This is a genomic window from Streptomyces sp. NPDC091279, from assembly GCF_044757465.1.
Classification (GTDB): Bacteria; Actinomycetota; Actinomycetes; order Streptomycetales; family Streptomycetaceae; genus Streptomyces.
Window position 1 is genome coordinate 1 of record NZ_JBIVVA010000016.1, and the last position, 21,613, is coordinate 21,613.

A 21,613-nucleotide genomic window follows, 5' to 3' on the forward strand; every position below is an offset into this window, starting at 1 on the left:
GCGTGCACCGCCGGGACGACGTTCTCCCCGTCGACCTCGACCACCGCACCCCGCGGCGCACGCAACGCCGTGTGCAACACCGCCCGGTCCTCGGTCGTATTGATCTTCTCGCCCCGGAACATGGCGTCCCGCAGCCCGAACACCCCGGTCGCGGCGGCGAGTTCACGCAGCAGCGCCAGCGTCTCGTCGGTGACCAGGTGCTTGGAGTGGTCGATGTACAGGTCGCCGACCTGGAGGGTGTAGCCGGTACCGCGCCCCGGGTCGGCCGCGAACAGCTCTCGCAGGGAGGTGCCGGCGAGTGCGTCCCTGTGCGCGGCCAACGCGGCCCACTCGGGCGTCCGGTCGAGCCTGTTGCGGCCGTCTGCGTTCATTCGACTTCAGCCTTCTTTCGTACCTGACCCTGCTGTCCGCTGGCGCCGCCCAACCTAATTGATCAACCGGACGCGCGACTGGTCACGGCCTCGGCGGGCGGCGCGTCCACGGATACGTGCGCCGCCCGCCCCGGTATCAACGCGGCGACCGACAGCACGAAGAACCCGGCCGCGAGGAGCGGCGGCGTGTGCGCTCCCCAGGCCGCCACGGCGGCCCCGCCGAGCAGGGCGCCCACCGGTGCCCCGGCGACGCCGAGGGTACGGAAGGCCGAACTGACCCGGCCCAACAGCTCACCCGGGGTGCGCTGTTGCATCAACGTCGTGGTGTTGACGTTCCACACCATGCCCATGAACCCGAAGACGGCCATCGCCCCCACCAGGGCGGCCAGGCTGCGCACCGTGCCCATGACGACGAGCGCCCCGATCTGGACGGTCCCCGCGCACAGCACCGCCCCCACCTGCCCCACCCGGGCGACCAGCCACCGGTTGCCCACTCCCCCGGCGAGTCCGCCGACCGTGTAGGCGGTCACCGTGGCCGCGTACCCGGCGCTGCCCGCGCCCAGCCGGTCGGTGACCAGGAGCACCAGGGTGGCGATGAGGGCGCCCATACCGACGTTGCACAGGGCGGTGGCCGCGCACAGTCCGCGCAGTGCCCGGTCGCCGCGCAGGGTGCGCAGTCCGTCCGCCATCTCCCGGCGCAGGGTGCTGCCCGCGGGCCGGGGCGGTCGCTCGGGTGCGGCGGTGCGCAGCGAGGCCACCAGCGCCGCCGCGGCCAGGAACGTCACCGCGTCCGCCCCGAACGGCACGGCGGCGCCGGTGGCCAGGAGCAGCGGCACGACGGGGGCGCCCAGCAGGCCTCCGGCGATTCTCTGACCGGTCATCAGACGGGCGTTGGCGCTGCCCAGGGACGCGCGGTCGACCAGGGCGGGCAGCAGGGCCGTCGCCGCGTTGTCGAAGAGGGTCTGGAGGGTGGTGAGGGCGAAGGCCAGGGCGATCAGCAGGGCGATGGAGGCGTGTCCGAGGCCGACGGCGAGGGCGAAGCAGGCCATGAGCAGGCCGCGTACCGCGTCCACCGTCCACATCGCGCGCCGCTGGTCCACCCGGTCGGCCACCGCGCCGCCGAGCAGGCCGAACAGGAGCCAGGGCAGATAGCCGCAGGCGCTGACCGAGGCGATGAGCAGGGGGTCGTCGGTCAGGGAGGCGGCGGTCAGCGGCAGCGCGGCCGTGCGCAGCGCGTCACCGAAGCTGGAGAGCACGGCGGCGCCCCACAGCCGCCCGAACCCACCGCGCCACGCGAGCGCACGCCCGCCCCCGACCTGGTCGTCGATCGCCATGATGTCCCCCCACGATTCCGATGCACACACCGTAGAGGGCACCACTGACAATCGGCCCTCGGACGGTGTACGGACAGCCCTCGGACAGGGGGTGAAACAGATCCGGCCAGCCACTTCACAGTGTCTGGCCGTCCCGACTCCTAGATCTCGCCCCGCAGTTTGGCGAGCGCCTCGGCGAGGATCGCCTCGCCGTCCGCGTCGCTGCGTCGCTCGCGGACGTAGGCGAGGTGGGTCTTGTAGGGCTCGGTACGGGGCGGGGCCGGCGGGTTGTCCCGGTCCTGTCCGGCCGGGAAGCCGCAGCGCGGGCAGTCCCAGGTATCGGGCACCTGCGCGTCGCTCGCGAAGCTGGGCTGTGTCTCGTGCTCGTTGGAGCACCAGAAGGAGATGCGCAGTCGCGGCGCGGACTCGCCACGCTCGGCCTCGCCCATCGGCCCCGCCCCGACCCGGCTACCACGGATCGCGTTGCCACTTGCCACGGTCGTAACTCCCTGCGTGATGGTGCCGCGAAGCGACTCGGCGTTTCGCTCCGCTGCGAGCGCCTCAGTCTACGTAAGGCCCAACGCGCGTCCAGTGGTTGGAGTTACAGCCCTCACACAAAGACGCAAGCCCCATGATAGGCCGCGCTCAGGTGCGCGTACCGAACATGGGGCCTTACGTGCGGAATACGTGGGGGAATGTGCGTCCGGGTCAGGTGTTCGTCTTCATCACGATGGCGAGGACCACGATGCACGCGAACCAGAGCAGACCGATCACCACGGTGATGCGGTCGAGGTTGCGCTCGGCGACCGAGGAGCCACCGACGGACGACTGCATGCCGCCACCGAACATGTCGGAGAGGCCGCCACCCTTTCCCTTGTGCATCAGCACCAGCAGCATCAGCAGCAGGCTGAAGACGATCAGGGCGATCGAGAACCCCAAAACCACGGCTGGACCAACTTCCTCGGATTCGGATGTACGACGGGGGCAGAGGGGCGTACCGCTCTGCCCCCGCAAGAGTACGACGGATCGCCGCTACGGCCTACTCACCGCTTCACTGGTCGCGGAACCGCACGATCTTGACGAACTCGTCGGTGTCCAGCGAGGCGCCGCCGACGAGGGCGCCGTCGATGTCGGGCTGCGCCATGATCTCGGCGACGTTGCCGGACTTGACGGAGCCGCCGTACTGGATGCGGACCGTGTCGGCCAGCTCCTGCGAGTACAGCTCGGCGACCTTGCCGCGGATGGCGGCGCAGACCTCCTGCGCGTCACCGGCGCCGCAGACCTTGCCGGTGCCGATGGCCCAGACCGGCTCGTAGGCGATCACGACGGACTCGGCCTGCTCGGCGGGGAGGTCCTTGAGGCCGCCCTCGACCTGGGCGAGGGTGTGGGCGACGTGCTCGCCCGCCTCGCGGACCGCCAGTTCCTCGCCGACGCACAGGATCGGGGTCAGGCCGTGCTTGAACGCGGCCTTCGCCTTGGCGTTGACGACGACGTCGTCCTCGCGGTGGTACTGGCGGCGCTCGGAGTGGCCGACGACCACGTACGTGCACTTCAGCTTGGCCAGCATGGGGCCCGAGATCTCGCCGGTGAAGGCACCGGAGTCGTGCGCCGAGATGTCCTGGGAGCCGTACTTGATCTTGAGCTTGTCGCCGTCGACGAGGGTCTGCACGGAGCGCAGGTCGGTGAAGGGCGGCAGGACGGCGACCTCGACGGCCTCGTAGTCCTTGTCGGCCAGGGCGAAGGCGAGCTTCTGGACGTGCGCGATGGCCTCAAGGTGGTTGAGGTTCATCTTCCAGTTGCCCGCCATGATCGGCGTGCGCGTGCTCATCGGGGTCAGTCCTCCAGTGCGGCGAGACCGGGGAGCGTCTTGCCCTCAAGGTATTCGAGGGAGGCGCCGCCGCCGGTCGAGATGTGTCCGAATGCCGACTCGTCGAAGCCCAGGGTGCGCACGGCCGCGGCGGAGTCGCCGCCGCCGACGACCGAGAAGGCCGGCGAGTCGACGAGGGCCTGGGCGACGGCCCGGGTGCCCTCGGCGTAGTCGGGGTGTTCGAAGACGCCCATGGGGCCGTTCCAGAAGACGGTGGCCGCGTCGGCGAGCTTCGAGGCGTACAGCTTGCGGGACTCGGGGCCGATGTCCAGCCCCTCCTGGTCGGCCGGGATCTGGTCCGCGGCGACGGTCGTGGGGTGGGCCGGGGTCAGGCCCTTCAGGTCCGGGAACTCCGTCGACACCAGCACGTCGACGGGCAGGACCAGCTCGACGCCGGTCTCCTTCGCCCGCGCGATGTACTCGGTGACGGCGGGGACCTGGTCCTCCTGGAGGAGGGAGATGCCGACCTCGTGGCCCTGCGCCTTGAGGAAGGTGTAGGCCATGCCGCCGCCGATGAGGATGCGGTCGGCCTTCTTGAGCAACTCGTCGATGACGGCGAGCTTGTCGGAGACCTTGGCACCGCCGAGGGCGACGACGTAGGGGCGCTGGACGTCGTCGGTGAGCTTCTTCAGGACGCCGACCTCGGTGGCGATGAGGTAGCCGGCGTAGTGCGGCAGCCGGGCCGGGAGGTCGAACACGGAGGCGTGCTTGCGGTGCACGGCGCCGAAGCCGTCACCGACGTAGATGTCCGCGAGGGCGGCGAGCTGGTCGGCGAACGCGCCGCGCTCGGTGTCGTCCTTGGCGGTCTCGCCGGCGTTGAAGCGGAGGTTCTCGATGACCGCGACCTGGCCGGGCTCAAGGCCGTTGACCGCGTCGTGGGCGGCGGGGCCGACGGTGTCCTGGGCGAACGCGACGGGCGCGCCGAGGAGTTCACCGAGCCGCTCGGCGGCCTGGAGCAGGGAGAACGCCGGGTCGGGGGCGCCCTTGGGGCGGCCGAGGTGCGAGGCGACGACCACCTTGGCGCCCGCCTCGGCGAGGGCCTTGACGGTCGGCAGGACGGCACGGATGCGGCCGTCGTCGGTGATGAGGCCGTCGGCCATCGGGACGTTCAGGTCGGCGCGGACGAAGACCCGCTGACCGCCGACGCCTTCGGCGAGGAGTTCGTCGATCGTCTTCATGGAATGGGACTCCTGGAAAGAGGCTCGTGATCGTACGAGGGCTGCACACGCGCGTGAGGGCTCGGACGGCGCGGCGTGCGCTGCCCGAGCCCTGCACTCACATCGAGGTGCCGTCTGGTGTGGCGATCAGAGCTGGCCGCCGACGAAGGCCGTGAGGTCGACGAGGCGGTTGGAGTAGCCCCACTCGTTGTCGTACCAGCCGATGACCTTCACGTTCTTGCCGTCCTGGACCATGGTCAGGAGGGAGTCGAAGGTGCAGGACGCCGGGGCGTTGACGATGTCGGAGGAGACGATCGGGTCCTCGGTGTACTCCAGGATGCCCTTCAGCTCGCCCTCGGCGGCCTTCTGGAAGGCGGCGTTGATCTCTTCCTTGGTGACCTCGCGGCCGAGCTCCAGGACGAGGTCGGTGACCGAGCCGGTGGGGACCGGGACGCGCATCGCGATGCCGTCCAGCTTGCCCTTGAGCTGCGGGAGGACCAGCGCGGTGGCCTTGGCGGCGCCCGTGGTGGTCGGGATGATGTTCTCGGCGGCGGCCCGGGCACGGCGCAGGTCGCTGTGCGGGAAGTCCAGGATGCGCTGGTCGTTGGTGTACGCGTGCACCGTCGTCATCAGGCCCTTGACGATGCCGAAGTTCTCGTCGAGCACCTTCGCCATGGGCGCCACACAGTTGGTGGTGCAGGAGGCGTTGGAGATGACGTGGTGGTTGGCGGCGTCGTACTTCTCCTGGTTGACGCCCATCACGATGGTGATGTCCTCATCCTTGGCCGGAGCCGAGATGATGACCTTCTTGGCGCCACCGGCGATGTGCTTCTCGGCGTCGGCCTTCTTGGTGAAGATGCCGGTCGACTCGACGACGATGTCGACGCCCAGCTCGCCCCAGGGAAGGTCGGCCGGGTTGCGCTCGGCCAGAACCTTGATCGTCTTGTCACCGACAGTGATCGTGTCGGCGGTGTGGGAGACGTCCTGCTTCAGGCGGCCCAGAATGGTGTCGTACTTCAGCAGATGCGCGATGGTCGCGGTGTCAGTGAGGTCGTTGACAGCCACGATCTCGATGTCTGCACCCTGCTCCAGCAGCGCGCGGAAGTAGTTACGACCGATGCGGCCAAAGCCGTTGATGCCTACGCGGATCGTCACGAACCGATCTCCTCGTTGGTGTGCCGGCTCGTGCCGGCGAGCTGTATGGGATGTCCCCGACCAACCCCGACCCTACCTCCCCGTGACGCCCGGGGTGACATCGAGATGCCTCATACACGGCAGGGCGGTCCGTACCCGCCGGTAGGGGTACGGACCGCCCGGGTCCGACGACCTGATCACCCGATGTGACCAGGGGTGTTGAGGTCGATCAGCGAGCGAGTGCCCGCAGCGCGCCACGGAGCAGCGCCGTGCGGTCGGCCGCCGAGGTGAGGTGTTCGAGACCGAAGCCGAGGAGCACGGTCCGGTCGGTGGTGACGGCGCCGTAGGTCTGGAACAGGGTCCCGGTGCGGGCCCAGTCCTTGGGCGCGGCCGGGCTGCCCGCGGGCGGCCCCGACACCCGCCAGGCACCGAGCGAGGTCTCGAACCCCTCGGGCTCCTCCGGCTGCGCGGCCGTGCCGCCGACGACGAGGGAGGCGTCGTCGGCGAGGACTCCGTGGCCGCCGGTGCCGGGGTCGCTGACGTAAGCGATCGACACCTCCACGGACCTGCCCGCGTAGTCGCCGAGGCCGTAACTCACCTGCTGCCAGCCCGTGGAGGCGCCGGTGAGGCTGTGCCAGGAGCCGCTGCTTCCGGTGGTCGCGCAGCCGTCGGCGGCCGGGGTCAGGTAGTGCGTGAGCCACGGGTGGTCGTCGATCAGGAAGCCCGCCGCGCATTCCGCGGGGGCGTTGTCGGTGGTGGCGCCGCCCGCCTCGGGGAGGGTGGTCCAGTCGTCGGCGCCGGTGGTGCGGGCCTCGACGACGACGTGGTCGTAGCCGGGCTCGGTGTCCCAGAGCAGCCGGGCGCGCAGGGCGGGTGCGTCGGCTGCGGTGATGCCGGTGAGGTCGATGGTGCGGGTGAGGCGCTTGTAGCTGTCGTCGGTGTGCACGGCCGCGGCCATACCCGAACCGGCGTACGGCCCGTACGGGTTGACGGTCCCGGTGAACCGTCCGGCGCCCGCGCTCTCGAACTGCGGGAGTTCGTCGGAGGTGACGCCGTAACTGCCCGCCCGGTCCAGCGGGTTGCCGGTGGCGGGGCCGAGCGGGCCGCCGGTGCCCTCCAGCGCGCCCGAACCGCTGAAGCCGGTGACGCCGGGGGTCGAGGTGCGCGAGTAGGCGCCCAGGTAGTACTGGCCGAAGTCGTTGGACAGGGTGCCTTCGCCGAGGTCGACGCTGCCGCCGGCCTGTTCACCGGCCTCGATCAGCTTGCCGCCCTCGTTGAGGAAGGCGCGCAGTGCGCGCTGGGTGGCGATGCCGGGGGCGCTCGCGCCGGTGGAGTGGACGACGGTGTCGAAGTGGGCGAGGACGCCGAGCGCGTCGGGCGCGCCCCGGGTGGCGACGTCCCAGACCAGGGCCGTGCGCCCGGCCGCCTTCAGCGCGTCCACGTACGTCGTCGCGTGGGTGGCGGGGGCGCCCTCCTCGGCGACGACGAGGGTGTCGGCCGCGGCGCGCCGGGCGACGGTGTAGGTGAAGTGGCTGCTGGAGACCTTCGTGCCGCTCCTCGTCTCGCCGGTGAACCACACCTCGACGGTGTCGCCGGGTGCGCCGTCCTGGACCCGGGCCCGGTAGGCGTCGAAGTGGAGGTTGTCCTCGCCGCCGTAGGTGTCGCCGCCCTTCCAGGCCTTGAGCGCCTGGTCGCGGGTGCGGCCGCCGTTGACGCGGTACTTCAGCTCCTTGTCCCGCAGCGCCTTGCGGGCGACGACGGAGACCTCCTGGTCGGCGCCGCGCGAGAACGACGTGGTGAACGGCGCCGGGGTGAGGTCGGCGGCCTTCAGGCCGAGCGAGGACGCCGGGGTGTCGGGGTGCGCGGCGCTCTCGGCGACCGAGAGGGCGAACGGCACGTTCTTCGCGAACTCCTGCTGGATCAGGCGTTCGTCGTCCGGGAACGTGAACACCGACCGGCAGTCGGCCGCGTTCCACCGGTCGTCCGGGTCGAGGTCGGACGCGGTCTGGCAGGTCGACATCTCGGGGGTGAACATCGCCATGCCGTTGACGTTCGCCGCGTGCCCGTCGGCCTCGCCGTTGGTGGTGTACAGCTCCGAAGAGACCTGCGGGCGGTAGCCGGGGATCGCGGAGTTGTCCGGGGTGCCGGCCAGCGCCTCGTAGAGGACGTCGTCGGGGGTGGGGGTGGCGACCTGCCAGCCGACGCCGTAGAGGAGGAGTTCGGCGGCGGAGTGGTAGTTGATGCCGTACGAGAATCCGATGCGCTTCTCGAAGGCGTCGAGCGCCTTGGTCTCGGGTTCGGAGCCGGGGCTCGCGCCGCGGTAGGTCTCGCTGGTGGGGTTCGGGGACGAACCCTCGTCGTCGTAGCCCCACTTGTAGGGGAAGTTGCGGTTGAGGTCGACGCCGTCGCCGGTGGACAGGACGCCGTCGCCGTTGATGTCCCGCAGGTTCTTGCGCCACATGCGGGTGGCGGGGCTCTGGAAGGTGTAGTCGTAGCCGTCGGGGTTGGCGGACGGGACGAACCACAGTTCGGTGGAGTCGACGATCTTCTTGATGCGCGGGTCGGTCGCGTAGTGGTCCAGGTAGTGGTGCATCAGGCGGCGGGTCATCTCGGGCGTGATCCACTCGCGCGCGTGCTGGTTGGACATGTAGAGGACGGACGGCTTGGAGCCGTCCTTCGTGGTCCTCGCGCCCTTGGTCAGTTTGAGCGCGAGGATGTCCTGCCCGCCGAGGGTCTTGCCGAGGGAGACGACCTTGGTGAGGCCGGGGTTGTCCTGTCCGGCCCTGACGATCTCCTCCTTCAGGCCGCCGGCGCCGCTGTAGGGGCGGAACACGCCCTCGGCTGCGGCGTCGACCCGGCTCTCGGCCCGCGCCGAGAGGGTGTGCTCGGTGAGGTCGACGCCCTGACGCGCCAGTTTCTTCGCCTGCCCGTCGGTGAGGTAGACCTCGACGGCGCCGGTGCCCCGCGCGGGGACCTGTTCGCCGAGTTCGTGGGCGTCCTGTCCGGCGGCGAGCAGCAGGGGGACCTGCCGCTGGGTGACGTCGGCGCGGAAGACCTTGACCTCGTCGGCCCCGTCCGGGTCGGGCGCGGCCACCCGGCCCTGCTGTGCCTGGGCGCCGGGCGCGAGGCTCGCGCCGCCGACGAGCAGCACGGCGACGGCGAGGATCGATCTCGCTCTGCGTCTCATGAACCCCCCTTGTGGGTGTCCGCCACAGCGGCGAACGCTTGCCAGGCTCATGTCACTCCATGATCCAGTCAAGAGCACCTCAAGGACACACAAACGCCGGCGCCGACCCCTCAAAAGGGCGACGGCACCGGCGGATTGAGCAGGCGTCAGCCGACGAGGTTGTCGGCCATCTCCTCGGTGATGCAGGACTCCGTGCCCGGAATGCCGAGGTCCGAGGCGCGCTTGTCGGCCATCGCGAGGAGCCGCCGGATGCGTCCGGCCACGGCGTCCTTGGTCAGCGGCGGGTCGGCGAGGGCGCCCAGCTCCTCCAGCGAGGCCTGCTTGTGGTCCATGCGCAGCCGTCCGGCGGCGGCGAGGTGCTCGGGGACCTCCTCGCCGAGGATCTCCAGGGCGCGCTGCACCCGGGCACCGGCCGCGACCGCGGCGCGGGCGGAACGGCGCAGGTTGGCGTCGTCGAAGTTGGCCAGCCGGTTCGCCGTGGCCCGCACCTCGCGGCGCATCCGGCGCTCCTCCCAGGCCAGCACCGACTCGTGCGCGCCGAGCCGGGTGAGCAGGGCGCCGATCGCGTCGCCGTCGCGCACCACGACCCGGTCCACGCCGCGCACCTCGCGGGCCTTCGCGGCGATCGACAGCCGGCGGGCGGCGCCGACCAGGGCGAGGGCGGCCTCGGGTCCGGGGCAGGTCACTTCGAGGGAGGAGGAGCGGCCGGGCTCGGTGAGCGAGCCGTGCGCCAGGAAGGCGCCGCGCCAGGCGGCCTCCGCGTCGCAGGTGGCCCCGGAGACGACCTGCGGGGGCAGGCCGCGGATGGGGCGGCCGCGGCCGTCCACCAGGCCGGTCTGCCGGGCCAGCTGGTCACCGCCCGCGACGACCCGCACCACGTAGCGCGAGCCTCTGCGCAGCCCGCCTGGTGCCATCACGATCAGCTCGGAACTGTGTCCGAAGATCTCCAGGATGTCCCGCTTCAGCCGTCGGGCCGCCATCGCGGTGTCCAGCTCCGCCTCGATCACGATGCGCCCGCTGACCAGGTGAAGGCCGCCGGCGAACCGCAGAATCGCGGAGACCTCCGCCTTTCTGCAGCAGGTCCGGGTGACGGGGAGCCGGGAGATCTCGTCCTTCACCGCTGCCGTCATCGCCATGGGCCGATCCTTCCATGCATCCGAAAAATACGGTCGTACGCGGCGGCCAACAGCTCCGGGTCGTGCCGGGGGGTTCCGTCCCGTCGGGCGACCGGGGCCAGCTCGACCGCGGCCCCGAGCCGCTGGGCGGCCTCCGTGAGCACATCGCGGTCGGGCACGGCGGCCTCGTCGGCCAGCACCACGTCCAGGGCGAGTTTAGGGGCGTGTCGTCCCAAAACCTCCAAATGACGCTGCGGGGAGAAGCCGTCGGTTTCTCCCGGTTGTGGAGCGAGGTTCAGCGGGAGCACCCGGCGGGCCTTCGTCTGGGTGAGCGCGTCGAGCAGTTCGGGCACCAGCAGGTGCGGGATGACGGACGAGAACCAGGAGCCGGGGCCGAGCACCACCCAGTCGGCGTCCAGTACCGCTTCGACGGCCTCGGGGACGGCGGGCGGGTCGGACGGCACCAGGTGCACGGACTGCACCTCGCCGCGGGTGAGCGCCACGGTGGCCTGCCCCCGGACCGTGGAGATCTCCTCGGGGTGCTCCGGGTCGTGGCCCTTGACCAGGGCTTGCAGCTCCAGCGGAACGGCGGACATGGGCAGCACCCGGCCGTGCGCGCCGAGCAGCTTGCCGACCAGGTCGAGGGCCTGGACGTGATCACCGAGCTGTTCCCACAGGGCGACGATCAGGACGTTGCCCACGGCGTGGTCGTGCAGGTCGCCCTGGGACTGGAAGCGGTGCTGGATGACCCGGGCCCAGGTCTGGCCCCAGTCGTCGTCGCCGCACAGCGCGGCCAGCGCCTTGCGCAGGTCGCCGGGGGGCAGCACGCCCAGTTCGTCCCGCAGACGGCCGCTGGAGCCGCCGTCGTCCGCGACGGTGACGACGGCGGTGAGGTCGCCGGTGATCCGGCGCAGCGCGGCGAGCGAGGCGGACAGGCCCATGCCGCCGCCGAGCGCGACGACCTTGGGCTGGGCGCCCCGGCGGCGGGGGCGGGCGCCGCGGGGCTCGACCGGCTGGGCCGCGCGCCCCTCGGGAACCGCCCTGCGCAGGCGGCTCAGCCGCGGAGAGCGTCCGGTCATTCCCGTCCCATGTCCCGGTGCACGACCACCGTCTCCACGCCCTCGGCGGCGAGCCGGGCGGCGAGCTTCTCCGACACGGCGACCGAGCGGTGCTTGCCGCCGGTGCAGCCGATCGCGATCGTCACGTAGCGCTTGCCCTCACGCCGGTAGCCGGCCGCGATGAGCCGCAGCAGCTCGGCGTAGCGGTCGAGGAACTCCTTGGCGCCGGGCTGGTTGAAGACGAACGCGGAGACCTCCTCGTTGGTGCCGTTGAAGGCGCGCAGCTCGGGGACCCAGTGCGGGTTGGGCAGGAAGCGCATGTCGGCGACGAGGTCGGCGTCGACGGGCAGCCCGTACTTGAAGCCGAAGGACATCACCGTGGCCCGCAGCTCGGGCTCCTCCTCGCCGGCGAACTGGGCGTCCATCTTGGCGCGCAGCTCGTGGACGTTCAGGCTGGAGGTGTCGATGACGAGGTCGGCGTCGCCGCGCAGCTCGCGCAGCAGTTCGCGTTCGGCGGCGATGCCGTCGACGATGCGGCCGTCGCCCTGGAGGGGGTGCGGGCGGCGCACCGACTCGAAACGGCGCACCAGGGCGTCGTCGGAGGACTCCAGGAAAACGATCCGCCGGGTGACGCCCCGGGTGTCGAGTCCGGCGAGGGATTCGCGGAGGTTGTCGAAGAAGCGGCGGCCCCGGACGTCGACGACGACCGCGATCCGTGCCACGTTGCCCTGCGAGCGGGCGCCGAGCTCCACCATGGTGGGGATCAGCGCGGGCGGCAGGTTGTCGACGACGAACCAGCCGAGGTCCTCCAGACATTTGGCGGCTGTGGACCGCCCGGCTCCGGACATGCCGGAGATGATCACCAGCTCGGGGATGGCCGTCTCGGGGGCCCCGGCTGTCTCGCTGCCCGTACTCACCTGTGCTCCGTCTTCCTGGCGGGGTTCGTGCTCCGCCCGATCCTCGCCGGTTTCCTTGTGCGTGCGTTCTCGCCCGGCTGTGAGCCGCTCTTCGTTCTCGGTCATCGGTCCTGCCCCCGTCGTTCGTCCGGGGCGCCCGCGGTCACGGGCTCCCCCGGGGTGTCCGGCGTCCCGGGTACCCCGTTCTGGTCGTCTTCCATGATCTCTCCGGTCGCCGTGTTGACGGCGGGTCCGGCCGGTGTCGCCCCGGCGAGGGCCGCGACGATGGTCTCGGCCGTCTTGCGGCCTATGCCGGGAACCTCGCAGATCTGGTCGATTGTCGCGGATCTCAGTCTCTTCACCGAACCGAAGTGCTTGATGAGGGCTTGCCTGCGGGTGTCGCCGAGGCCGGGCACGTCGTCCAGGGGGCCGGCCCGGAACCGCTTGGCGCGCTTGGTGCGCTGGTAGCCGATGGCGAACCGGTGGGCCTCGTCCCGCACGCGTTGCAGCAGGTAGAGGCCTTCGCTGGTGCGGGGCAGAACGACCGGGTCGGGGTCGTCCGGCAGCCACACCTCCTCCAGGCGCTTGGCGAGGCCGCACACCGCGATGTCGTCGATGCCCAGCTCGTCCAGGGCCCGGTGGGCGGCGGCGACCTGCGGCGCGCCGCCGTCGACGACGACGAGCTGGGGCGGGTAGGCGAACTTGCGGGGGCGGCCGTCCTCGTCGGTCAGGCCGTCCTCACCGTCGGCCCACTCGCCCGTGCGTTCCTTCTCGGCGAGGTAGCGGCGGAAGCGGCGGGTGATGACCTCGTGCATGGAGCGGACGTCGTCCTGGCCCTCGAAGCCCTTGATCTGGAAGCGCCGGTACTCGCTCTTGCGCGCCAGGCCGTCCTCGAAGACGACCATGGAGGCGACGACGTCGTCGCCCTGGAGGTGCGAGATGTCGTAGCACTCGATGCGCAGCGGGGCGCTGTCGAGGTCGAGGGCCTCGGCGATCTCCTCCAGGGCGCGGGAGCGGGTGGTGAGGTCGGAGGCGCGCTTGGTCTTGTGGAGGACGAGTGCCTGGTGGGCGTTGCGCGCGACGGTCTCCATGAGGGCCTTCTTGTCGCCGCGCTGCGGGATGCGCAGCGAGACGCCTGCGCCCCGGCGGGCGGTGAGCCACTCCTGGACCGGCTCGACCGGGTCGGGCAGCGCGGGGACGAGGACCTCCTTGGGGACGGCGTCGCCCTTCTCCTCGCCGTACAGCTGCTGGAGCGCGTGTTCGACCAGGGCGCCGGTGGTGATCTCCTCGACCTTGTCGGTGACCCAGCCGCGCTGGCCGCGCACGCGTCCGCCGCGCACGTGGAAGATCTGGACGGCCGCCTCCAACTCGTCCTCGGCGACCGCGATCAGGTCGGCGTCGGTCGCGTCGGCGAGGACGACCGCGCTCTTCTCCATGGCCTTCTTCAGGGCGTCGATGTCGTCGCGCAGCCGGGCCGCCCGCTCGTACTCCAGCTCTTCGGCGGCCTCGGCCATCCGGCGCTCCAAGCGGCGGATGTAGGTGCCGGTGCGGCCTGCCATGAAGTCGCAGAACTCCTCGGCCAGTTCGCGGTGTTCCTCGGGGGTGACGCGGCCGACGCAGGGGGCCGAGCACTTGCCGATGTAGCCGAGCAGGCAGGGACGGCCGGTGCGGGCCGCGTTCTTGAAGACGCCGGCCGAGCAGGTGCGGACCGGGAAGACGCGCAGCAGCAGGTCGACGGTGTCGCGGATGGCCCAGGCGTGTCCGTAGGGGCCGAAGTAGCGAACGCCCTTGCGTTTCTGACCGCGCATCACCTGGACACGCGGCACGTCCTCGTTCATCGTGACGGCGAGGTACGGGTAGCTCTTGTCGTCGCGGTACTTGACGTTGAACCGGGGGTCGTACTCCTTGATCCAGGAGTACTCCAGCTGGAGGGCCTCGACCTCGGTGGAGACCACGGTCCATTCCACGGACGCGGCGGTGGTGACCATGGTCCGGGTGCGCGGGTGGAGGCCGGCCAGGTCCTGGAAGTAGTTCGCCAGGCGCTGGCGCAGGCTCTTCGCCTTCCCGACGTAGATCACCCGGCGGTGCTCGTCGCGGAAGCGGTAGACCCCGGGCGAGTCCGGGATCGATCCCGGGCTGGGGCGGTAGCTGGAGGGGTCGGCCATGTCTTCCACCCTACTGGCGAGGACTGACACGGCGCGGGGCCTGTGGATAACCTCGACGGGCCCTTTCCTGGGTGCCGCACCGGGGTGTGGCCGGGCGGCGCAGGGGTGCAGACGTGGGCTTTCGGGCACGGTGCGCACGTCTCGGCCAGGAGTGTCCCACTGGGTGGCATCAGGTGTTGTCGGGGCCAGATCGACACGCTTCAATGCGGGGGAACTCGGGGCGTTGAACGAGGCCGTACGGATGTGAAGACGCCCCGACGGCACCGGGGCGGACCCGGCTGCCGTGGCGAGACCGGCCTGACCAGCCGTTTCCCGTTCCCACAGAGAGGCCCCTGCATGCCGCACGCCACACAGCACGCGGATGTCGCCGTCGCCAGCACCGCGGAACTGGACGCGGCTCTGCTCGGTGGCCCCTTCCATGTCGCGCTGCGCGCCGCGATCGCCGCCCGCGGACTGCCGTTGCAGCGTGTGCAGCACCATCTGTCCCGGCGCGGCGTCAAGGTCGGTGTGACGAGCCTGAGTTACTGGCAGCAGGGGGCCCGCCGGCCGCAGCGCCCGGAGTCCCTGCGGGCCGTCCGCGCCCTGGAGGAGATCCTCCAGCTCCCCGAGGAGTCCCTGATCCGGCTGCTCTCCGAGAGCGACGAGCACGCCTGGGACACGGGGCGCCCCGCGGCCCGTTCCTACCGTTCCTTCGTGGAGGCGTCCGGGGTCCTGGAGCGGCTGCTGGCCGAGCTGGATCTGCCGCTCGACGGCGGGCTGCACGCCCTGGGCCACCATGAGCGGGTCCGGATCGGGGCGCGCCGTGAGCTGGCCGGGCGGGAGTCGCACCACATCGTGCGTGCCCACCGGGACGGCGTCGACCGCTTCGTCGCCGTCCACCACGGGGACCCGGAGTGCGTGCCGGAGCGGATGCGGTTGCACGCCCTGGAGAACTGCCGGACGGGACGGGTGCGCGTGCACCCCGAGACCGGCGTCCTGGTCACCGAGCTGCTCTTCGACACCCGGCTGCGGGCCGGCGACACCTTTCTGTTCCGGTACGGCGTCGAGGACGGCACGGCCGGTGAGTCCCGCGAGTATGTGCGCGGTTTTGGTCCTGTGGGCGGGCAGTACGCGCTCCAGGTGAGCTTCGACGGGCGGGCGCTGCCGGTGCGCTGTCACCGGTTCACCCAGCATTCGGCGGCCGCGCCGCGCGGTGGCCGTCTGGAGCTGCCGCTGAGCGCCCGTCACCACTCGGTCCACCTGGTGGAGCCGCGGGTGCGCACGGGGGTGCTGGGGATCGGCTGGGACTGGGACTGAGGACATGTCACCCCTGCATATGGTAGGAAGATCGGCTTCCGGGCGGTGTGGGTGCGCCCGGGGTGTCCCGCACAGTTCGAGGTAAGGAACGTCTCGTGATCGTCGTCGCCGGTGAGGCCCTGATCGACCTGGTGCCGCAGGGGACGGGTGCCCTCGCGGCGCTGACCCCGGCGCGCGGTGGCGGCCCGTACAACACGGCCGTGGCCCTCGGCCGGCTCGGCTCCCCCGCCGCCTTCTGCTCCCGCACCTCCTCCGACGCCTTCGGTGAGGCCCTTCTCGACGGGCTCCGCGCGGCGGGCGTGGACGTCTCGGCCGTGCAGCGCGGTCCGGAGCCGACGACGCTGGCGGTCGCGACGATCGACGCCGGTGGCTCGGCCGCCTACTCCTTCTATGTCGAGGGCACCGCCGACCGGCTGTTCACGGCGCCGCCGGTGCTGCCTCCGGGGACGCGGGCGGTGTCCTTCGGTACCTGTTCCCTGGTCCTGGAACCGGGCGCGACCGCTTATGAGGAACTGCTGCGGACCGCCGCCGCGCAGGGTGTCTTCACGGCGCTCGACCCGAACATCCGGGCCGGGCTGATCCCCGACGCCGACGCCTACCGGGCCCGTTTCGAGAGCTGGCTGCCCTCGGTGTCGCTGCTCAAGCTCTCCGAGGAGGACGCCGCGTGGCTGGGCGGCTCCCCGCGCGCGTGGCTGGCCGCGGGTCCCTCGGCCGTCGTGATCACGCGCGGCGGTGACGGGCTCACCGCGTTCACCCGGGACGGCGCGGAGTACTCGGTGCCCGGCGAGAAGGTCGACGTGGTCGACACGATCGGGGCGGGCGACACCGTGAACGCGGCGCTGCTGCACGGTCTCGCCGCCACGGACGCGCTGTCCGCGCCGGGTATTGCCGCCCTGGGCGGGGACGGCTGGGGTCGGCTGCTGGGCTTCGCGGCACGCGCTGCGGCGATCACGTGCTCACGGGCGGGGGCGGAACCGCCGTACGCCTCCGAGGTGGGTGCCGTGTAGGCAGAGCCTCTCGGAGGGGGGTCGTTCCGGTGAGGAACGGCCCGTCCACCCCTTGAACGCGCGGCGCCCCGAGGGGAGTTCCCCCCGGGGCGTCACCCGTTCGGGGACTTCTTCCGTCCCGGTGTCTGCGGGCTGCCCGGCCTTCGGGGTGTGGTGTCCGTCCGGCCGGGGCGTCCCGTCGTTCAGGCCTTGCGGGCCCGGGTGGTCGTCTTCTTGGCGGGGGTCGCCTTCTTGGTGCCCGCGGTGGTCTTCTTCGCCGTCGTGGCCGCCGTCTTCTTCGCGGTGGTCTTGGTCGCCGTCTTCCTGGCCGTCGTCGTGCGCGGGGCCTTGACCGGGGCCGCGTCGCTGACGCGGTCGGCGCCGAGGACCTCGCGCAGGAACTTGCCGGTGTGGCTGGTCGACACGCCCGCGACGTCCTCGGGCGTGCCCTCGGCGACCACGAGTCCGCCGCCCGCGCCGCCCTCGGGGCCCATGTCGACGATCCAGTCGGCGGTCTTGATCACGTCGAGGTTGTGCTCGATGACGATGACCGTGTTGCCCTTGTCGACCAGGCCCGACAGGACCCGCAGCAGCTTGCTGATGTCCTCGAAGTGCAGACCGGTGGTCGGCTCGTCCAGGACGTAGACCGTGCGGCCGGTGGAACGGCGCTGTAGCTCACTGGCGAGCTTCACGCGCTGCGCCTCGCCGCCGGACAGGGTCGTCGCGGACTGGCCGAGCCGGACGTAGCCGAGACCGACGTCGTTCAGGGTGCCGAGGTGGCGGTTGATCGCGGGGACGGCCTCGAAGAAGTCCCGTGCCTCCTCGATCGGCATGTTCAGGACCTCGGCGATGGACTTGCCCTTGTAGTGGACCTCCAGGGTCTCCCGGTTGTACCGGGCGCCGTGGCAGACCTCGCACGGGACGTAGACGTCCGGGAGGAAGTTCATCTCGATCTTGATGGTGCCGTCGCCCGAGCAGTTCTCGCAGCGGCCGCCCTTGACGTTGAAGGAGAAACGGCCCGGCAGATAGCCGCGGACCTTCGCCTCGGTGGTCTCGGCGAACAGCTTGCGGATGTGGTCGAAGACGCCGGTGTACGTCGCCGGGTTGGAGCGCGGGGTGCGTCCGATGGGCGACTGGTCGACGTGCACGACCTTGTCGACGAGGTCGTCGCCCTCCACGCGGGTGTGCCGGCCGGGGACGCTCTTCGCGCCGTTCAGCTCGCGGGCCAGGTGCGTGTACAGGATGTCGTTGACGAGCGTCGACTTGCCGGAGCCGGACACGCCCGTGACGGCCGTGAAGACGCCGAGCGGGAACGAGACGTCGATGTCCTGGAGGTTGTTCTCCCGGGCGCCGCAGACCGTGAGCCGGCGGGACGGGTCCAGCGGGCGGCGGATGTCGGGCAGCGGGATCGCCTTCTTGCCCGCCAGGTACTGGCCGGTCTGCGACTCGTCGTTGGCGAGCAGTTCCTTCAGGGAGCCGCTGTGGACGACCTTGCCGCCGTGCTCACCGGCGCCGGGGCCGATGTCGACGATCCAGTCGGCGACCTTGATGGTGTCCTCGTCGTGCTCGACGACGATGAGCGTGTTGCCCATGTCGCGCAGCCGGACCAGGGTCTCGATCAGCCGGTGGTTGTCGCGCTGATGCAGGCCGATGGACGGCTCGTCGAGGACGTAGAGCACGCCGACGAGCCCGGAGCCGATCTGGGTGGCGAGGCGGATGCGCTGGGCCTCGCCGCCGGAGAGGGTGCCGGCCGCGCGGTTGAGCGAGAGGTAGTCAAGGCCGACGTCGACCAGGAACTTCAGGCGTTCGTTGACCTCCTTGAGGACCCGCTCGGCGATCTTCTTGTCGCGCGCGTTGAGCGTCAGCTCGCCCAGGAAGTCCGCGCAGTCGCTGATGGACATGCCGGAGACCTCGGCGATCGACTTCCCCATGACGGTGACGGCGAGGACGATCGGCTTCAGGCGGGTGCCCGCGCAGGTGGGGCAGGGCACCTCGCGCATATAGCCCTCGAAGCGCTCGCGGCTGGCGTCGCTCTCGGCCTCGCTGTGCCGGCGCTTCACGAACGGGACGGCCCCCTCGAAGGGCGTCGTATACACGCGCTCACGGCCGTAGCGGTTGCGGTAGCGGACCTCGATCTGCGTCTTGTGGCCGTGCAGGAGGGCCTTCTTGGCGCGCTGCGGCAGCCCGGCGAAGGGGATGTCGGTGCGGAATCCCAGCGCGTCGGCGAGGGCCCCGACGAGGCGGCCGAAGTAGTCCTTGGTGTGCCCGTGGGACCAGGGGTGGATGGCGCCCTCGTCGAGGGACTTGTCCTCGTCCGGGACGATCAGCTCCGGGTCGACCTCCATGCGGGTGCCGATGCCGGTGCACTCCGGGCAGGCGCCGAAGGGCGAGTTGAAGGAGAAGGAGCGGGGCTCCAGCTCCTCGAACGACAGGTCGTCGTAGGTGCAGTACAGGTGCTCGGAGTACATGCGCTCGCGCTCGGGGTCGTCCTGGGGGAGGTCGACGAAGTCGAGTACGACCATGCCGCCGGAGAGGCCGAGGGCGGTCTCCACGGAGTCGGTGAGCCGGCGCTTGGCGGAGTCCTTCACGGTGAGGCGGTCGACGACCACCTCGATGGTGTGCTTCTCCTGCTTCTTCAGCGTGGGCGGCTCGGAGAGCTGGATGGTCTCGCCGTCCACGCGCGCGCGGCTGTAGCCCTTGGTCTGGAGGTCGGCGAAGAGGTCGACGAACTCGCCCTTGCGCTCGCGCACCAGCGGCGACAGCACCTGGAAACGGCTGCCCTCCGGCAGGCCCAGCACCTTGTCGACGATGACCTGCGGCGACTGCCGGGCGATCGGGCGGCCGCACTCGGGGCAGTGCGGCTTGCCGATGCGCGCGAAGAGCAGCCGCAGGTAGTCGTAGACCTCGGTGATGGTGCCGACCGTCGAGCGCGGGTTGCGCGAGGTCGACTTCTGGTCGATGGAGACGGCGGGCGACAGACCCTCGATGAAGTCGACGTCCGGCTTGTCCATCTGGCCGAGGAACTGCCGGGCGTACGAGGAGAGCGACTCCACGTAGCGCCGCTGGCCCTCGGCGAAGATGGTGTCGAAGGCCAGGGAGGACTTGCCCGAACCGGACAGGCCCGTGAAGACGATGAGCGAGTCCCTGGGCAGGTCGAGCGAGACGTTCTTCAGGTTGTGCTCGCGCGCGCCACGGACGATGAGACGGTCGGCCACGCCGGTCCGCACCTTTCTTGAGTGAAGTGACAGGGGCGGAGCCCCCGTGCTTCTTCGAGAGTAGGGGGAGCCACTGACAACGCCGGTCGGTTCCCTGGTTGCCTGAACAATCCCCGACCATCCAGCATGCCCGACGCCGCCCCCGACCATATAGCACACGCATTCGATTTACGGCGATGCTTCACCGTCTTCACCCAAAGGTGTGGTGGAACTATGGTCAGCAGCATGATTGATCACGCTCATGACCTGGCCTCTGTACGTGACGCGACCGAACGACTGCTGACCGCTGCCGACGCCCTGGACAACGCCGCGGCATCCGAGGCGTCACGGCTGCCCGGCTGGAGCCGGGGTCACGTCCTCGCCCATCTCGCCCGTAACGCGGACGCCCTGGTGAACGTGTTCGAGGGGCGCCCCATGTATCCCTCGACCGAGGTCCGCGACGCCGACATCGCGCGGGACGCGCCGCGCCCCCTGGACGTCCAGCTCGCCGACCTGCGCGCGGCCTCGGCCCGTTTCCAGGCGGCGGGGGCGGTGCCGGCGGACTGGTCGCGCACGGTGGAGCTGCGGGGCGGCGTCACCGACACGGCGGCCCGGGTGCCGTTCCGGCGCTGGATCGAGGTGGAAGTGCACCACGTGGACCTCGGCATCGGGTACGAGCTGGAGGACATGCCGGACGCGTTCACGGAGCGGGAGATCGCGTTCCTCACCGAGCGCTTCACGGGCCACCCCGAGGTGCCGTCGACCCGCCTGACCGACCACACGCGCGCGTGGAGCACCGGACGCGCGGCGCCGGACGGGCCCGCGCTCACCGTCACGGGCCCGGCGCCCGACCTCCTCGGCTGGCTCGCGGGCCGCCGCGACGGCGCCGCGCTGACCGTCACCGGGGGCGCCCTGCCCGTGCTCCCGCCCCTCTGATCCCACGTCCCGCAGCGGGGGAGCCGGCGCGGACTCCCCCGCTATAGGCTGATCGTCATGACGTACAGCGGCGAGGTGACGGTCGGCGGACCGGCGGATGTGCACGAACTCACGGACCTGATGATCACCAAGATCGCGGTCGGCCCCATGAACAACAACGCGTATCTGCTGCGGTGCCGGGCCACCGACGAGCAGCTCCTGATCGACGCGGCGAACGACGCGGAGACCCTGCTCGGCACGATCGGCGACGACGGCATCGCGTCCGTCGTCACCACGCACCAGCACGGTGACCACTGGCAGGCGCTGGCCCGTGTCGTCGAGGCCACCGGCGCGCGCACGTACGCGGGCCGCGAGGACGCGTCCGGCATCCCGGTACCGACCGACGTCCTCGTCGACGACGGCGACACCGTCCGGGTCGGCCGGGTCACCCTCACCGCACGCCACCTGGTCGGCCACACCCCGGGCTCGATCGCGCTCGTCTACGACGACCCGCACGGCCATCCCCATGTCTTCACCGGCGACTGCCTGTTCCCCGGCGGCGTCGGCAACACCCGCAAGGACCCCGAGGCGTTCGCCCGGCTGCTCGGCGACGTCGAGACGAAGATCTTCGGCGCCCTCCCGGACGAGACCTGGGTCTACCCGGGCCACGGCAACGACACGACGCTGGGCACGGAACGGCCGCATCTGCCGGAGTGGCACGCGCGGGGGTGGTGAGCCCAGCGGCACCCGGTGGTGCGCGCCGGGGGATCGCGCGCCCCGGGTGAAGTGTTCGCACACGCCGGTGGCATGTGCGCGCTCCCGTCGCGGCCGCGCGGGCGGTCAAGCTGGTGGCAGCCCCGCGCGGGAGGACGGCTTCCGCGCGGCACGGGCCGCCGGTCTCCTTCATCCCGCCCTCGACCGGCGGCTCCTGGCCCGTTCACAGAAATGCAACACCCATT

General features: G+C 71.1%; 16 protein-coding genes and 1 pseudogene. 4 read left to right on the plus strand and 13 right to left on the minus strand.

Features of this window, described 5'->3' with window-relative positions:
- The 12 genes and pseudogenes from ACIQOU_RS32180 to uvrC all read right to left on the minus strand — a co-directional run.
- Positions 1 to 371 (minus strand): annotated as a pseudogene (locus ACIQOU_RS32180) (glucose-6-phosphate isomerase); the annotation flags it as partial.
- A 62-nt stretch (positions 372 to 433) separates the two neighbouring features.
- Entirely contained in the window at positions 434 to 1,705 is a 1,272-nt protein-coding gene (locus tag ACIQOU_RS32185) for an MFS transporter (protein WP_401542601.1), read from the minus strand.
- A gap of 140 nt (positions 1,706 to 1,845) precedes the next feature.
- Positions 1,846 to 2,181, minus strand: coding sequence for an RNA polymerase-binding protein RbpA (locus ACIQOU_RS32190; RefSeq protein ID WP_383884252.1), 336 nt, complete (start codon positions 2,179 to 2,181; stop codon positions 1,846 to 1,848).
- Between the two features lie 211 nt (positions 2,182 to 2,392).
- Positions 2,393 to 2,629, minus strand: coding sequence for a preprotein translocase subunit SecG (gene secG / locus ACIQOU_RS32195; protein WP_401542604.1), 237 nt, complete (start codon positions 2,627 to 2,629; stop codon positions 2,393 to 2,395).
- 106 nt (positions 2,630 to 2,735) lie between these two features.
- Positions 2,736 to 3,512, minus strand: a complete 777-nt coding sequence (gene tpiA, locus ACIQOU_RS32200) for a triose-phosphate isomerase (RefSeq protein ID WP_401542606.1) — start codon at positions 3,510 to 3,512, stop codon at positions 2,736 to 2,738.
- A 5-nt stretch (positions 3,513 to 3,517) separates the two neighbouring features.
- Complete coding sequence (locus tag ACIQOU_RS32205) at positions 3,518 to 4,729, minus strand: phosphoglycerate kinase (RefSeq protein WP_401542608.1); 1,212 nt, start codon at positions 4,727 to 4,729, stop codon at positions 3,518 to 3,520.
- Positions 4,730 to 4,855: 126 nt separating this feature from the next.
- Complete coding sequence (gene gap / locus ACIQOU_RS32210) at positions 4,856 to 5,863, minus strand: type I glyceraldehyde-3-phosphate dehydrogenase (RefSeq protein WP_401542611.1); 1,008 nt, start codon at positions 5,861 to 5,863, stop codon at positions 4,856 to 4,858.
- Between the two features lie 208 nt (positions 5,864 to 6,071).
- Complete coding sequence (locus ACIQOU_RS32215; RefSeq protein WP_401542614.1) at positions 6,072 to 9,029, minus strand: M14 family zinc carboxypeptidase; 2,958 nt, start codon at positions 9,027 to 9,029, stop codon at positions 6,072 to 6,074.
- Between the two features lie 146 nt (positions 9,030 to 9,175).
- The gene (gene whiA / locus ACIQOU_RS32220; RefSeq protein ID WP_401542616.1) at positions 9,176 to 10,165 is read right to left on the minus strand and encodes a DNA-binding protein WhiA; all 990 of its coding nucleotides are present in this window, start codon (positions 10,163 to 10,165) and stop codon (positions 9,176 to 9,178) included.
- Positions 10,156 to 11,223 carry a uridine diphosphate-N-acetylglucosamine-binding protein YvcK gene (gene yvcK / locus ACIQOU_RS32225; protein ID WP_401542618.1) on the minus strand — a complete coding sequence of 356 codons (1,068 nt, stop codon included), beginning with the start codon at positions 11,221 to 11,223 and terminating at the stop codon, positions 10,156 to 10,158. The genes whiA and yvcK overlap by 10 nt, the downstream gene beginning before the upstream one ends.
- Positions 11,220 to 12,224: an RNase adapter RapZ gene (gene rapZ / locus ACIQOU_RS32230; RefSeq protein ID WP_401542621.1), complete on the minus strand. Its 1,005-nt coding sequence runs from the start codon at positions 12,222 to 12,224 to the stop codon at positions 11,220 to 11,222. Before rapZ ends, yvcK begins: the two co-directional genes overlap by 4 nt.
- On the minus strand, positions 12,221 to 14,263 hold the full coding sequence (uvrC, locus tag ACIQOU_RS32235; protein WP_401542624.1) for an excinuclease ABC subunit UvrC: 2,043 nt from the start codon (positions 14,261 to 14,263) through the stop codon (positions 12,221 to 12,223). Before uvrC ends, rapZ begins: the two co-directional genes overlap by 4 nt.
- A gap of 336 nt (positions 14,264 to 14,599) precedes the next feature.
- On the opposite strand from uvrC, the gene ACIQOU_RS32240 reads away from it, so the two are divergent.
- Positions 14,600 to 15,559 carry a hypothetical protein gene (locus ACIQOU_RS32240; RefSeq protein ID WP_401542627.1) on the plus strand — a complete coding sequence of 320 codons (960 nt, stop codon included), beginning with the start codon at positions 14,600 to 14,602 and terminating at the stop codon, positions 15,557 to 15,559.
- A 95-nt stretch (positions 15,560 to 15,654) separates the two neighbouring features.
- Positions 15,655 to 16,566, plus strand: coding sequence for a carbohydrate kinase (locus tag ACIQOU_RS32245; protein WP_401542629.1), 912 nt, complete (start codon positions 15,655 to 15,657; stop codon positions 16,564 to 16,566).
- A gap of 182 nt (positions 16,567 to 16,748) precedes the next feature.
- Here the strand turns inward: ACIQOU_RS32245 and uvrA are convergent, their stop codons facing one another.
- On the minus strand, positions 16,749 to 19,760 hold the full coding sequence (gene uvrA / locus ACIQOU_RS32250) for an excinuclease ABC subunit UvrA (protein ID WP_401542632.1): 3,012 nt from the start codon (positions 19,758 to 19,760) through the stop codon (positions 16,749 to 16,751).
- Between the two features lie 225 nt (positions 19,761 to 19,985).
- Here uvrA and ACIQOU_RS32255 point away from each other — a divergent pair, with 225 nt between their 5' ends.
- Positions 19,986 to 20,675: a maleylpyruvate isomerase family mycothiol-dependent enzyme gene (locus ACIQOU_RS32255; protein ID WP_401542634.1), complete on the plus strand. Its 690-nt coding sequence runs from the start codon at positions 19,986 to 19,988 to the stop codon at positions 20,673 to 20,675.
- Positions 20,676 to 20,732: 57 nt separating this feature from the next.
- Entirely contained in the window at positions 20,733 to 21,389 is a 657-nt protein-coding gene (locus ACIQOU_RS32260; protein ID WP_401542637.1) for an MBL fold metallo-hydrolase, read from the plus strand.
- The last annotated feature ends 224 nt before the right edge of the window (positions 21,390 to 21,613 follow it).

Excerpts from the sequence above, each read along its gene's own strand:
- ACIQOU_RS32185 (WP_401542601.1), bottom strand. The coding sequence starts at position 1,705 with ATGGCGATCGACGACCAGGTCGGGGGCGGGCGTGCGCTCGCGTGGCGC.
- tpiA (WP_401542606.1), bottom strand. The coding sequence starts at position 3,512 with ATGAGCACGCGCACGCCGATCATGGCGGGCAACTGGAAGATGAACCTC.
- ACIQOU_RS32205 (WP_401542608.1), bottom strand. The coding sequence starts at position 4,729 with ATGAAGACGATCGACGAACTCCTCGCCGAAGGCGTCGGCGGTCAGCGG.
- ACIQOU_RS32215 (WP_401542614.1), bottom strand. The coding sequence starts at position 9,029 with ATGAGACGCAGAGCGAGATCGATCCTCGCCGTCGCCGTGCTGCTCGTC.
- whiA (WP_401542616.1), bottom strand. The coding sequence starts at position 10,165 with ATGGCGATGACGGCAGCGGTGAAGGACGAGATCTCCCGGCTCCCCGTC.
- yvcK (WP_401542618.1), bottom strand. The coding sequence starts at position 11,223 with ATGACCGGACGCTCTCCGCGGCTGAGCCGCCTGCGCAGGGCGGTTCCC.
- rapZ (WP_401542621.1), bottom strand. The coding sequence starts at position 12,224 with ATGACCGAGAACGAAGAGCGGCTCACAGCCGGGCGAGAACGCACGCAC.
- uvrC (WP_401542624.1), bottom strand. The coding sequence starts at position 14,263 with ATGGCCGACCCCTCCAGCTACCGCCCCAGCCCGGGATCGATCCCGGAC.
- ACIQOU_RS32240 (WP_401542627.1), top strand. The coding sequence starts at position 14,600 with ATGCCGCACGCCACACAGCACGCGGATGTCGCCGTCGCCAGCACCGCG.
- ACIQOU_RS32255 (WP_401542634.1), top strand. The coding sequence starts at position 19,986 with ATGATTGATCACGCTCATGACCTGGCCTCTGTACGTGACGCGACCGAA.
- ACIQOU_RS32260 (WP_401542637.1), top strand. The coding sequence starts at position 20,733 with ATGACGTACAGCGGCGAGGTGACGGTCGGCGGACCGGCGGATGTGCAC.